The sequence below is a fragment of the Enterococcus sp. AZ188 genome, assembly GCF_050544075.1.
Lineage (GTDB): Bacteria > Bacillota > Bacilli > Lactobacillales > Enterococcaceae > Enterococcus_D > Enterococcus_D entomosocium.
Genome location: NZ_CP172943.1, coordinates 1343288 through 1356460, shown reverse-complemented (window position 1 = coordinate 1356460; position 13173 = coordinate 1343288). Strand labels below are relative to the sequence as shown.

Sequence of the window (13173 nt, the reverse complement as noted above, 5' to 3'; positions counted from 1 at the left end):
AGTCAATAAAAGTTTTGAATTTTTGTATTAAATTAGAAAGAAGCTTGTTCTACATGGATCCCAGGACCAAATGTTGTTGTAACTGAGATATTTTTCATGTATTGCCCTTTTGCTGCTGAAGGCTTAGCTTTCAACAATGTTTCATGGATCGTTTTGAAGTTTTCAATCAATTTGTCATCTTCAAAAGAAACTTTTCCGATTGGTACGTGGATGTTCCCAGCTTTGTCAACACGGTAAGTAACTTTACCAGCTTTTACTTCGTTAACTGCTTTTGTTACGTCCATTGTTACTGTACCAGTTTTAGGGTTAGGCATCAAACCTTTAGGGCCTAATACACGACCTAATTTACCAACAGTAGCCATCATGTCAGGCGTTGCAACAACAACGTCAAAATCGAACCAGCCACCTTGGATTTTTTGAACCATATCGTCGTCACCAACGAAATCAGCACCAGCTGCTTCTGCTTCTTTGGCTTTATCGCCTTTAGCAAAAACTAAAACTGTTTGTGTTTTACCAGTACCGTTTGGTAATACAACCGCGCCACGGATTTGTTGATCCGCTTTTTTAGGGTCTACGTTTAATTTGTAAGCAACTTCAACCGTTGCGTCGAATTTTGCAATATTTGTTTCTTTTGCCAAAGCTACTGCTTCTTCAACTGAATAAGCTTTTGTAGCATCAACTTTTTTCAATGCTTCTTGCATTTTTTTGCTTTTTTTAGCCATTTTGTTTCCTCCTTGATGTGGTTATAACGGTAGAACCTCCCACGTGTCCCATATTTTTCAATATGAAGCCGACTGAGAAGCTACTTCCTTAGGGCTGTAATTATTCTACAGTGATCCCCATGCTTCGTGCAGTTCCTTCAACCATGCGCATTGCTGCTTCAACGTCAGCTGCGTTTAGGTCTTCCATTTTCAATTCAGCGATTTCTTTTACTTGATCGCGTGAAACTTTTGCAACTTTTGTTTTGTTTGGTTCGCCTGAACCTTTTTCAACGTTTGCTGCTTTTTTCAACAATACTGCTGCTGGTGGTGTTTTTGTAACGAACGTAAATGAACGGTCTTCGTATACAGAGATCACTACTGGAATGATCAAACCTGCTTGATCAGCTGTACGAGCATTGAATTCTTTAGTGAATCCCATGATGTTGATACCCGCTTGACCTAGCGCAGGACCTACCGGCGGAGCTGGTGTTGCTTTACCTGCAGGAATTTGCAATTTAACGATTTTTTCTACTTTTTTTGCCACGAGACATACCTCCTTGAGTCCGTGATGTGGTTAATTGGAGATCCAAATTTCTCCTCCCACTTTGGTGATTCATGTGCACACACAAAAAACGTGTGACGAAAGCACACTGGAATATTATAGCATCTTTATGGAATAATTCAAGGTTTTTCAGCTGATTTTTTTGAAAAAATGCTCACCAGCGCTTTTCGTTAGTCCATCGCTAAAAAAAGAAATAAAAATCACTTGCTTTTGGTCTGCTTTTTTCATTCTCTCATTTTTTTATGCTACACTACTACTGGAATTCTTCCCTATTCGTTTACTACTATCGAGGTGAAAAAAATGGAACAATTAAAATACCGCAGTGTATTTGACATAATCGGACCCATCATGGTGGGTCCCAGCAGTTCTCATACCGCCGGTGCTGCCCGGATCGGAAAAATCGTTCGCAGTATTTTTGGCGAACAGCCAGACAGTGTAGATATCCTGTTGTATGAATCGTTTGCTAAAACCTATCGCGGTCATGGAACCGATATTGCGTTAGTTGGCGGTCTCTTAGGCATGGAGCCAGATGATGCTCGCCTAGCGGACTCTTTAAAAATCGCTTATGAGAAAGGGATCGAAGTCTTATTCGTCCCTAAAAAAGAAAAAGCGGAACATCCGAATATGGTCAAGATGATTTTGACAAAAGGTAGCCACAAACTATCTGTCACTGGCATCTCGATCGGTGGTGGCAACATTCAAATCTCAGAGCTTAACGGCTTCAAAATTTCTCTGACACTGGGTACCCCTACTTATGTGATCGTCCATCAAGATGTTCCGGGAATGATTGCGAAAGTAACCAATTTACTATCAGAGGCTCAAATCAATATCGGTACGATGACCGTTACGAGAGAAGCTGTCGGTGATAAAGCAATCATGATCATCGAAGTCGATCAGCGCAATGATCAGCTGGCGCAACAAATCAAAGTTTTGCCGCACGTTTACAGCGCTGCGTATTTTGATTAAAGGAGATAAGCACATGTTCTATACAATAGAAGAGTTAGTAATAGAAAGTAAAAATTATCCTTCCGTTGCAGAGATGATGATTGCGATCGAAGCAGAAAATACTGGTCGTAGTCGCGAACAAATCCTTGCAATCATGGAAAAGAATTTAGTTGTTATGGAACAATCAGTCGCTGAAGGTGTCGCTGGTGTAAAATCGGTGACGGGATTGACCGGCGGCGATGCGACTCGCATGAACGACTACCTTGCTGCCGGTGATTTTTTAAGCGGAGAAACCATTCTACAAGCGGTCCAAAATGCCATTGCAGTCAACGAAGTCAATGCGAAAATGGGCTTGATCTGTGCAACACCGACTGCCGGTAGTGCGGGTGTTGTTTCTGGTGTATTGATGGCCGTACGTGAGCGTTTGGCACTGACTCGAGCGCAACAAGTCGACTTTTTGTTTACAGCCGGCGCCTTTGGCCTGGTGATTGCCAACAATGCCTCGATTTCCGGTGCCGAAGGCGGTTGTCAAGCAGAGATCGGTTCTGCTAGCGCAATGGCAGCGGCGGCTTTGGTTTGTGCAAAAGGTGGCACCCCCCACCAAGCGGCTCAAGCGGTGGCGATCACCCTCAAGAATATGATGGGCTTGATTTGTGACCCTGTCGCGGGCTTAGTCGAGGTCCCCTGCGTGAAGCGCAATGCCCTGGGATCTTCCCAGGCCTTTATCTCTGCCGACATGGCATTAGCAGGAATCGAAAGTGTCATCCCACCTGATGAAGTGGTCTTAGCGATGTATCAAGTCGGACGACAAATGCCTAGCATTTTCAAGGAAACGGCTGAAGGTGGTCTAGCCATGACGCCGACTGCCCAACGCCTACAGGCAGAAATCTTAGAAGCCAATCGTTGATGTTTTTTTAGAAATGAACACGAATAAAAACCAACCAAGAACAACCAATCGTTGCTTGTTCTTGGTTGGTTTTCATTTTCCCATTATTTCCAACGACGAAAAGGCAAGCACTCCCTACTTGTTAAACAAGTAACAAATGACATTGGCGGTTTTTCTACTCCTACTCGCTTACCCTATAGTGTTTCTTTTGGGCAACGGGTTTTAATACCTTCACAGGCTCGGAAAATTTAGGTTTTCCTTCTGTTTGATCCAATGGGACCAATGGCTGCTCGCTTTCTTGTGCTTTCAAGTCCATTTGTGGTTTTTCATCCTTGGTAGCTTGCGCCTGATCGGCTGATTTTTGCCAAAGCTGTTTGCTGAGATCCAATAAGGGAATGATCATCATGGCGACTAGCCCGCCAGAAAAACCATTGTTATACAGATTCAAACCTCCATGTAAGAAATCAATATTCAGTACCATTGAGGCGTGCACAAAACCGACCACCAAGCCGCCTTTCCAGCCATAGGCATTTGTTACTGCACAGAGCATCATCGCAAAAATCGCTGACGTGACTGTAACCGTCTCGTTGATGGTGTATACGCTCAATAGATTGGCAATCGTCACCCCTGCCAATAAAGGCAGCGAGTTAAAGACATGAGAGCCACAAGCAGAAAAGCCGATGACGCAAAAGATCGCACCGATAACTGGTCCATTTAAAACCGCACCAATACTGACGACATATGCCACAAGCAAAAACGTCATCAATCCCATGTTGATCATCGTATTATAAACGCCGGTATCACGTAAGATATCTCGTTCGATTTTGCCACTATGAGACCAAATCGCTCGCATATTCAATCGTTTTTTCTTGATTGCCATCAGTGACCCATAGCCTACGAACACACTTCCTAAAACCAGCATCATGAGAATCAAACGCGGCTGCTGTTCTTGCGACACCAATGTTCTTAGCTCAATCGTTAGGCCAAACATCCGACAGATAGCGGCGACTAATGTACACAACATTCCTGAAGTGAATCCAGCACTGTATAAACTGACGCTTTGAAATAGTCCTTGAAAATATAAGGCCATGGGAACCATCAAAAAACCGGTAAAAATTCCAATACCGTACCCCATCACCAAGCTAAAATAAGGCGGTAGTGAGTCATTGAATGCAAAATAGCTGACGATTGGAGAAACCGACGATCCATACAAGGCAATCAACAGAAATTTTTTCAATGGTTCATTCATAAAATACGAATACAGACGGACGCCTAAAAATATCGGGATAAAATTTAGTAGATTTTTCCCAAAAAAACCATACCCAGTCACCATAAAGATAGCAGACACCGCGCCTCCTGTAATCGGCACCCGATAATGATAGCAAATCGAGATCGCTACAAACGTCATCAAACTGCTGTTTAATAAAGCCGACCCTACAGAAGTCATAGCAATATAATCTGTCACAAGATGACTTTCCGAAAATAAAATCAACTTGAGCTCTTCGACTGCCACCCTTGGATCGAAAAACAACATGGCAAAGAAAAACAGCAGCAAATTAAAAAGAAACAACAAGCTATACCCATTATGTACAGAGATCATCCCTTTAGTATGGGGATGAAAATCATTGTGAAACTTTACTCTAAAAAAAGCAAATAATTTTGACATAAGACCCCTTCCTCTTATAAAGCGCTTACTCATTTTGAGAAAAAAAAGTGGGCCAACGAATTGGTCCACTTTATTCTCATTACTGTTATTTTACCGTAAATGAGCCGTTCATGCTAGTCTATCCGGCAGTTAAATTTTATCTACTTGCTCAAAATCAAGTTCTGTACTCGTTTCACGACCGAACATATCGATGTTCACTTTTAGTTTTTGTTTTTCTTCATCGATTTCTGCTACTTGACCTTCTAAACCAGAGAACGCACCTTCGATGATCTTGACGGTTTCGCCAATTTCTACTTCCAGTTCAACTGTCCGAGTACTCATACCGATCGAACGTAAAATTGAATTGATTTCTTCTTGTAATAAAGGCGCTGGCTTGCTTCCTGCACCATGGGAACCAACGAAACCTGTTACCCCAGGAGTATTACGTACAACGTACCAAGATTCATCCGTCATGACCATTTCAACTAATACATAGCCAGGAAATGTTTTATGAACGATTTCTTTGGTTTTGCCGTTTTTTTCTTCTGTTTCTACTTCTTCGGGAACGACGACACGGAAAATATAATCACCCATCCCCATGCTTTGTGCACGTGACTCTAGGTTCGCTTTTACTTTGTTTTCATAGCCAGAATACGTATGCAGTACATACCAATTTTTTTCAAAAGATTCCATTTTTTTCGGACTCCCCATCTTTTTTGTAAAATAAAAAAACCTCAGCTGCACCGAAGTTTTTCCTCAAAGCGATTATAGCACGATTTGTGATAAATGACTAGCGCTATCAGTAAGAAGTGTTACTTTAGGATCCAATTGAAGACCGTTTGAATCAGTGTGTCCATCACAAAGAACATCAATGCAAAAATAATGGTTGTTTGAATCACCACAAATGTATCTTTGCGTAATTGTTTTTTTGATGGCCAAGAAACGTTTTTCATTTCTTCAACAACATTTTTCAAAAATTTCATTCGATTCCCTCCTTACTTCGTTTCACGATGCAAAGTATATTGATTGCAATACTTGCAAAATTTGTTGATTTCAAGGCGTTCGCCTTTTTTACCTTCACTGACTGATTTTGAATAGTTGCGGGATCCGCAGACAGAACAAGCCAAAGCAGCTTTTTTCGTTGCCATCTTAGTGTCCTCCCCCTTTTTATAAAGTTTTCCAACACTAAAAATACCATTTATTTAAGATTGTGTCAATTTTTGATTTTCTGTCGTATAAATATAGTTTCTGCTGATTTTGTGGTATGATAATGGTGTTAAATGGGTATTTGGGAGGGAGAATTATGTTATTAAAAACAATGGTTTACAAAAAACGCGATTTAACAACGGTAAAGGAAACAGCTACCTTAGAAGAAGCGCTGGCAATTTTAGAAGAGTCTGGTTATCGTTGTGTGCCTATCCTAGATGAATCAGGAAAGATTTTTAGAGGAAATATTTATAAAATGCACATCTATCGCCATAAAGCAAATGGCGGTGACATGACTTTACCCGTCACCTATCTGCTAAAAAATGCGACGAAGTTCATTTATGTCAACTCTTCATTTTTTAAGGTTTTCTTCACAATCAAAGAATTGCCTTATATTGCGGTACTAGATGAAAACAATCAATTTTACGGCATCTTGACTCATAGTTCCTTATTGAATATGTTATCACAATCATGGAGCGTCGAACAAGGAAGCTATGTGTTGACGATCGCATCAACAGGACAACAAGGCGACTTAGCGGTTATCTCAAAAATAATCGCAAAATACAGCAGTATCGCTAGCTGTATCACTCTCGACATCGGTAAAGACGAATTTATTCGTCGTACGATGATCACTTTACCAGCAAACACATCAAAAGAATTATGCGACAAGATCGTTGCGCAACTAGAAGCGAAAAACTTCAAAGTTGTGGAGATCGAAGACTTAAAAGCAGAATAAAATAAAAGATCATTCCTTCATTTCTTAGGAATGATCTTTTTTCTTGTTTTTTGAGAACCATCAAAGCAAAAAACAAGCTTTTTTTACACGCGCTTATCGAAGCGAACGGCACGATTGATGATATACATCACCGGTGCCGTAATCGTCATTACAATAAATTCACTCAATGCCGTTGTTGCAAATGTTGGCCAGAAAGGCAATGCTAAGGTGATATTTAGCATAATCGCAATCAGGAACATACTTAATGAAAAAACAATGGTATTAAATGCCAGTCTTACGAAAACATTTGGAATCTTCTTATATACCAATGCAGTTGCTCCTAAAGCCAAGAAGCTTCCGAAACCGCCGAATACGACATCCAAGATCCCCATTCCAAAGAACATGTTATACACTATAACCCCGCCAACGACACCCCACATCAATTTTCTGTTGAAAACGACCAAGTGATTCAATCCTTCAGATATCCTAAATTGAATCGCTCCTGAAGCAACGGGTGAGACTAGAACCGTTACAGCAACATAAAGTGCCATAATGATCCCATTGGCTGCGACGGCACGCAAACGTTGATTGGTTAGATTTGTTGATTTTTCCATTTGATCCCTACTTTCTCCGAGTTTTGATTACGCGGGATGGTTGATGAACCGCGGTGCGCTTCGCACAAGTACTTATTATACACATTAATAGCCATATATCAATGTTAAACCGGCCATTTAATCATCAAATCATCTCGAAATCACCTGACAAAACTTTATGCAGATGGAATTGCTCCCTCTATTCCTTCATCCGTTGATTCAAAGAAACACTTCGCAGCTTTCATTTTCTAGCCCTATTCGACTATCAATGAATCATCCATCGTCAGATTTCCTAATGGCTTGTGATTCAATCTTTACCCTTGAAAGAGAGGGGAAAAATATTATTTTTACGCCTACCGAAGAAATGAACGATGAAGATGGTGGCTTTGTGTTGAAACCTCGCTAAATCAAGGCGCATCTCGTGATGAAAGGTTAAGTGCTGAATTACTTTAAGATTCGTCGGATCTACGCACAGAAATCATCTTGAATACGTAAAACATCCCTTTTCGCTAACGGAAAGGGATGTTTAGAATGAATCAGACGATTCAGTTACTTTTTGATCAAAAATAGCTCTCTTCTCGTTGCCTCGTTACCTTTTTGGTAAAGCAATTTCTCATAGTTGTTTACTCAGCGAATGCCTGCCACACCTCTATTTAGCTGGTCGAAAGCCCGCTTTGTAGGCTTCCACCTCTGTCTTGAACATCCGAATTGGACTGGTCGTTTTATTATAATATTGACTCCCCGGTATATGATAAATCTTTTGTTTGGAGCCTTTGATCAGCCCTTTGCCCCGTTTGTCTACATATTTTTTCAGTCCATCTCTAAATGCATCATTCGTCGTTCCAGGTGCTTTCCCACCTTTTTTCACCAGTTTGACCTGGATTGCTTCCAATTGAAAACCAAAGCCAGACGTTCCTGAAGACTGTCCGTTTTTCGCCCACCCCATCCAGCCAAATTGTTGTGCATTGACTCGATAATAGACATCGTAATACTTAGCGATCTCACCGGTGAGTTTGATTTGGATCGCCTCCAACCGTTGTCCTTTTCCACTTGTACCAGACAGAGTCCCATTTTTTCTAAACGATTTTTCCCATCCTTGTTTCTGAATGGAGGTTTTATATTCAATATTCCCTTTGTATTTTTCGTTAGTAATTTTTATCTTGATTGCTTCAAGTCGCTTGGCTTTCCCTGTGGTCCCTGACGTCTGACCGTTTGTTTTCCATGATTGCCACCCTTGAGACTGGATATTTGTTTGATAGCTCACACTTGGTGAAGATGCAGCAAAAACTGTCATCGGAAAAACAACAAAGCCAAGTAAAAGAACAAATAGTATGAACACTTTTTTCATTTTAAACCCTCCTTATTTTGATTATCTCAATATAATATCTAAAAAACAAACTTTTTATGAACAATAAATATTTTTTTATCAAAACACTTATTTAAACGTTGAACAGACTGAGAAATAAAAAAAGGAGTCTTAAGCGATGGCAACGAAAGTCAATTCATTTAGGGTTGGGGTCACTTATTGTATTCCTTTCAACACTCAAAGTTGAAAATTGCATGGTATCAAGCTAGCTTCTCGACGACTGATAAAATTTGCCTGTCAACGTACGATGAAAGAATCGTTGTTCATTTTTCTGAAAATCTAAGCAATTGACCGTCTGCAATGTGGTATAATCGACTTCGTTGAAATTTATTTTGAGAGGATGGCATGATTGAACTTATTTGGATTGACCTTTGGCTTAAGAAATGTAAAAACTGGAATCAGTGTATTCCTCTGTATTTTGGTTAGTGTTCTTTTGAATCGTGAAACCTACGTCGTATCAACGATCACAGCTGTTTTCACATTAAGAGAAGATCATGAGAATACCGTCAAATACGGGAAACATCGGATTGCCGGTAACAGCTTCGGCGCAATCGCTTCTGTATTTTGTATTGCGATATTTAACTTTTTCGGACATTCGTCCTTTATTCAAATGATTGCAATCCCTTTAGTGATCATGTTAATGATCGCTTTATTGGTCAAATTTGATTACTCCGAGGGAACAGTTGGTGCTTGTGCCACACTATTGACGATTTTATTTATGATTCCTCAAACTGAATCTTACTTGTATGCTTTTAATCGAATTGTTGATAGTTTTATCGGCATGACGATTGCAATATTGGTGAACCGCTTTTTTCCATTTCCGAATAAAAGTACCGCAGGGACGAAGACGACAACAAATGAGAGTGATTCATTTTAAAAATGAAAAAGAAAAAAACCATCTCAAAACAGCTTTGAGATGGCTTTTTAAGAATGGATCAGTTACTGAAAAGAACTTGTTGGTCTTCAATTAATGGATAAGAAATCGGTACATTACCTTCCAAATCTTCTTTATTCATATCAACTGCAACGATTTGACTATTTTCATACGTACGATAGTAATAGATTCCTTTATCTGTATTGCAGCAAGAAGAATAAATCGTGTACTCATAGCGCTCATTGCCTATGTCACAAAGTCCTTTTTGTTGCTCAACCGAACCTAAAATATGGAAGAACTGACTAATGCTTTCGGATTCAGATTCTCCAGAAACGGAATTCAATCGGGTAAAAGCTACTTTGACAAAGCGAGACATCGAAGAAAGATCTCCTGGCAGACCTAAGCCGCCCATTCCACGACTATATTCATCAAAATCCACCTTGTCAGAAAAATGAGTTTCCGGAGTTTTCGATGATAACACACGGTAATTATTCAAATTGAACAATTGATAGTCAAATGGTGGATTATTTGTCAAAACTCCCACCGGATTTTCATGAATATGAAGGCCATCACTCATACTTTCCACAACGATGGCACTTTTTTTATCAGCAATCATCCAATGCAAAGGCGATAGAGGCAAATCTTCACTAAAATTGATCCGAACGAGATTGACATTGGCTAATAGCCCTTTTACCTCTTCGACAGTAGCGCATTGTCCTAAGAGCCATGGGATGAACTCAAAAGGCGTAACATTCTCTTTTCCTTCTTGAAATTCATTGTAGACAGCATTTTCTGGAAAATTCAATCCAGCGATACCTAAACCTTTTTCATTGACCGCATCATAATACAGTGGATACTCAGCGACACCAGCAGCAATCCCAATCATTGCGTAATGGTGATCTATTTCACTTACTTTGCGAAATTTGAATGGATAATTTCTCGGAGTAATGGTCACTACTTCTTTATAAGAAACATCATAATCAAAATTTCTGCCAAAATAATGATCTTTCGTTACATAAGTTAACGCAGTACACATAATACTTCCTCCTAAAATAAGTTTTTTACACTTCTAATTTACTCCTATCGCTTTTTTTTAACAAGGAAAAAGCAATAAATAATAATAAAAAAATAATTAGATATATTATAGTTATTTTAATATCTTTTCTCCATAAAATGCAAACCTTTTGAATTTTTACACAAAATAAAAAAACGCTTTTTTTATCACTATTTATAACAATATGCATAAACATAGTTAAATAATGGTTAAAATAACCAGATACTTCTTTATTCGTGAGGCTTTTCAAGGTAAAATAAATAAAGTATCTAAAAAAGAAAGGATATGTTCTTTTTTAGATACAAAAAAATATTTCTTCATAAATTATAATATAAGCAAAATATTACAATTTATTTTGAAAAAAAGGGGTTTAAAAATGAAAAAGATTTTATTTGGTTTTGTACTAGTATCCACTTTATTCCTGGCTGGTTGCTCTAGTGAAGATGTGGAAAGTGATACTGTCGAATCGTCACAACAAACAACTGAAACAACAATGGAAAGCTCCGAAGATTCTGAGGATGTCGCTGCTTCTGAAGAAGAAGAGATTGAAACTAATGAGAGCTCAGAAGAAGAAATTGACAGCCAAGCGAATGAGCAAGCTTCTGATGAATTGGAAGCACAACTTGAAAAATTATCTGATACGTACGCTGATCTGATCGCAGAAGTTGAAGGGTATATTGCCAATCCTGAAACTTATGATTTGTCCGCTTACACTTCTGTTATGCGTAGCTACACTGATTTGATGAGAGAATTTCAAACAACCACTGAGACAATTGAAGCGGCTGATCTAGGTGACGGCTGGGCTTACTACGATATCTATATGGATATTTTAGAAGAATCTGTGAAACTAACTGAAGCCTTCGCCAATCTACCAGAAATGCAGCAATAACTAAAGGAGCTCTCCTATGAAAAAAGTACTAATTAAGCTAGTACGGATTTTATGTGTGATCACAATAATCCTTAACATACTAGGCACCTCTGCTTTGTTTTATCTTGCCCATACTCAAAATTTACTGGGATTTATGTTTCAAACATGGCAAAATAATCCGTTTAATTTTAGTAATTACGATGTGCTGATAATCAATAATGCGATTATATTTTTAGTGGTTCCAATTTTGATTTTAATTTTTGTGAAAAATCCAAAAAAAGAATGACTGCTACTTTCTAAAAGACATAAAAGCAAAATCGAATGAAAACTCGGTTTTGCTTTTCCTTTATCTTTTATTTAAACTATTTAAATTTATCTAAAAGACAACTACCAAATCATGTAAGCGATTGCCAAAAGAGAAAAATGTGCTATACTATAAGTGTAAGGAGCAAGGATTCCCAGTAAAGCAGACGAAGCAGGTTCTGCAAGAAAAGAATTGTTGTCAACTTAGAATAAAAGACAAAGGATGTGGGAATTTGAGTTACTCCTTACTAATTGAATAGGATTCGGCGATGGGCATCATTACCTGAGGATCAAAGTGGACATAAGAACCTTTGAAAACCCAGAAAGCACAATCGTCGAATCTATTTTTTTGCTCTTTTTTCAGGCATCGTCTCCCCGCCTTCTGTCGAAACATGCTATAATTAACCGCATTGAACGAAAAAACGATATGGAGCTATTCATAAAATGAACTATTATTATCACTTCCTCGTAAACCCTGCTTCAGGTAGTGGACGAGGAAAAAAAGCGGCGGAACGTGTGCAAAGAATCGTAAAAAAACATCGTTTCCCCCATCAAATCTACCTAACCAAATCACCCGGCGACGAACGGTACATCACCAGAAAACTCTTAAAAGAACGCCTTTTGCCTTGGGATGATGTCTATTTAGAAAATGGCGAGATGCTTTATCCATTATTGGTGGTTATCGGCGGTGATGGAACGCTGCACCAAGTAGTATCAGAGTTACAACTTGAACAACAACAAATTCCCGTTGCTTACATCCCCGCTGGCTCGGGAAACGATTTTGCGCGAAGTATCGATCTGCCACGAGAGCCGGAAAAAGCGTTTTGGAAAATTGCCGGTACTACTAAGCCCCAAGAATTGGCCATTATCCGCTATGAAGAGCAGATCCAAGAGGAAAACGGCATCGCTCTTAATAATGTGGGTATTGGTCTTGATGCGGCAATCGTCTATACCACCAATCACTCTGTGGCAAAAAGCAGTCTTAATAAGTTCAACCTCGGCTCCTTTTCCTATATCGCTGCAATTATCCGCGTTTTGTTTCTTCAAAGAGGTTTTCCGATCTTAGTCGAGTGTAATGGGCAACAATTCAGTTATAAAAAAGCTTTTTTGTGCACCACGACCAATCATCCTTACTTTGGCGGCGGTGTTGCAATCGCCCCAACCGCTTCAGTCAGAGAGAAAAAGTTTGATTTCGTACTCGTTGAGCGTGTGTCGATTTTCAAGATTTTCTGGCTGATCGGTTTACTGATGCGTAAGAAACACATGAATTCACGCTACTTTCATCATCTCTCCACGTCGAAGCTGAGAATTATCTCTACCGTGCCCCAACATGGACAAGAAGATGGCGAAGAAATGGGCCAACGTCCCTTTGATATTACCTTTACTACTGCCAATCAATTATTTTGGTGCCCATAAAGAAAACGATACAAATCAGCAACGATTTGTATCGTTTTT

At 39.3% G+C, this 13173-nt stretch carries 16 protein-coding genes; 7 read left to right on the top strand and 9 right to left on the bottom strand.

Going from position 1 to position 13173, the window contains the following annotated elements; genetic code table 11:
* Nucleotides 1-32: 32 nt before the first annotated feature.
* Nucleotides 33-722 carry a 50S ribosomal protein L1 gene (gene rplA / locus IGI86_RS06310; RefSeq protein ID WP_005229790.1) on the bottom strand — a complete coding sequence of 230 codons (690 nt, stop codon included), beginning with the start codon at nt 720-722 and terminating at the stop codon, nt 33-35.
* 100 nt (nt 723-822) lie between these two features.
* Nucleotides 823-1245: a 50S ribosomal protein L11 gene (rplK, locus tag IGI86_RS06305; protein ID WP_005229787.1), complete on the bottom strand. Its 423-nt coding sequence runs from the start codon at nt 1243-1245 to the stop codon at nt 823-825.
* 318 nt (nt 1246-1563) lie between these two features.
* On the opposite strand from rplK, the gene sdaAB reads away from it, so the two are divergent.
* Together sdaAB and sdaAA are read left to right on the top strand one after the other, a co-directional pair.
* Complete coding sequence (sdaAB, locus tag IGI86_RS06300) at nt 1564-2229, top strand: L-serine ammonia-lyase, iron-sulfur-dependent subunit beta (protein WP_005229781.1); 666 nt, start codon at nt 1564-1566, stop codon at nt 2227-2229.
* Between the two features lie 13 nt (nt 2230-2242).
* A complete protein-coding gene (sdaAA, locus tag IGI86_RS06295) occupies nt 2243-3115 on the top strand; it encodes an L-serine ammonia-lyase, iron-sulfur-dependent, subunit alpha (RefSeq protein ID WP_008381622.1) in 873 nt (290 codons plus the stop codon).
* A 160-nt stretch (nt 3116-3275) separates the two neighbouring features.
* Here the strand turns inward: sdaAA and IGI86_RS06290 are convergent, their stop codons facing one another.
* From IGI86_RS06290 to rpmG, 4 genes are all read right to left on the bottom strand, one after another.
* Entirely contained in the window at nt 3276-4760 is a 1485-nt protein-coding gene (locus IGI86_RS06290; RefSeq protein ID WP_430617814.1) for a DUF1576 domain-containing protein, read from the bottom strand.
* 129 nt (nt 4761-4889) lie between these two features.
* Nucleotides 4890-5432 carry a transcription termination/antitermination protein NusG gene (gene nusG, locus IGI86_RS06285; RefSeq protein ID WP_005229769.1) on the bottom strand — a complete coding sequence of 181 codons (543 nt, stop codon included), beginning with the start codon at nt 5430-5432 and terminating at the stop codon, nt 4890-4892.
* Nucleotides 5433-5551: 119 nt separating this feature from the next.
* On the bottom strand, nt 5552-5722 hold the full coding sequence (gene secE / locus IGI86_RS06280; protein WP_005229766.1) for a preprotein translocase subunit SecE: 171 nt from the start codon (nt 5720-5722) through the stop codon (nt 5552-5554).
* Between the two features lie 12 nt (nt 5723-5734).
* Nucleotides 5735-5887: a 50S ribosomal protein L33 gene (rpmG, locus tag IGI86_RS06275; protein WP_005229764.1), complete on the bottom strand. Its 153-nt coding sequence runs from the start codon at nt 5885-5887 to the stop codon at nt 5735-5737.
* A 155-nt stretch (nt 5888-6042) separates the two neighbouring features.
* On the opposite strand from rpmG, the gene cbpA reads away from it, so the two are divergent.
* Nucleotides 6043-6681, top strand: coding sequence for a cyclic di-AMP binding protein CbpA (gene cbpA / locus IGI86_RS06270; RefSeq protein WP_008379786.1), 639 nt, complete (start codon nt 6043-6045; stop codon nt 6679-6681).
* An 83-nt stretch (nt 6682-6764) separates the two neighbouring features.
* Here the strand turns inward: cbpA and IGI86_RS06265 are convergent, their stop codons facing one another.
* Together IGI86_RS06265 and IGI86_RS06260 are read right to left on the bottom strand one after the other, a co-directional pair.
* Nucleotides 6765-7274: a QueT transporter family protein gene (locus tag IGI86_RS06265; RefSeq protein ID WP_005236682.1), complete on the bottom strand. Its 510-nt coding sequence runs from the start codon at nt 7272-7274 to the stop codon at nt 6765-6767.
* Between the two features lie 628 nt (nt 7275-7902).
* Nucleotides 7903-8601 (bottom strand): hypothetical protein, encoded by a 699-nt coding sequence (locus IGI86_RS06260; RefSeq protein WP_430617813.1) that lies wholly within the window; start codon nt 8599-8601, stop codon nt 7903-7905.
* 367 nt (nt 8602-8968) lie between these two features.
* On the opposite strand from IGI86_RS06260, the gene IGI86_RS06255 reads away from it, so the two are divergent.
* Nucleotides 8969-9496, top strand: a complete 528-nt coding sequence (locus tag IGI86_RS06255) for an FUSC family protein (protein WP_016621330.1) — start codon at nt 8969-8971, stop codon at nt 9494-9496.
* Between the two features lie 58 nt (nt 9497-9554).
* On the opposite strand, the gene bsh is transcribed toward IGI86_RS06255, so the two are convergent.
* A complete protein-coding gene (gene bsh, locus IGI86_RS06250; protein ID WP_005236690.1) occupies nt 9555-10529 on the bottom strand; it encodes a choloylglycine hydrolase in 975 nt (324 codons plus the stop codon).
* A gap of 394 nt (nt 10530-10923) precedes the next feature.
* Between bsh and IGI86_RS06245 the strand changes: the two genes are divergently transcribed.
* The 3 genes from IGI86_RS06245 (at nt 10924) to IGI86_RS06235 (ending at nt 13134) form a co-directional block, all read left to right on the top strand.
* Nucleotides 10924-11436 (top strand): membrane lipoprotein lipid attachment site-containing protein, encoded by a 513-nt coding sequence (locus tag IGI86_RS06245; RefSeq protein WP_008379783.1) that lies wholly within the window; start codon nt 10924-10926, stop codon nt 11434-11436.
* Nucleotides 11437-11452: 16 nt separating this feature from the next.
* Nucleotides 11453-11701 carry a hypothetical protein gene (locus IGI86_RS06240; RefSeq protein ID WP_005236692.1) on the top strand — a complete coding sequence of 83 codons (249 nt, stop codon included), beginning with the start codon at nt 11453-11455 and terminating at the stop codon, nt 11699-11701.
* A 461-nt stretch (nt 11702-12162) separates the two neighbouring features.
* A complete protein-coding gene (locus IGI86_RS06235; RefSeq protein WP_005236695.1) occupies nt 12163-13134 on the top strand; it encodes a diacylglycerol/lipid kinase family protein in 972 nt (323 codons plus the stop codon).
* Nucleotides 13135-13173 lie beyond the last annotated feature (39 nt).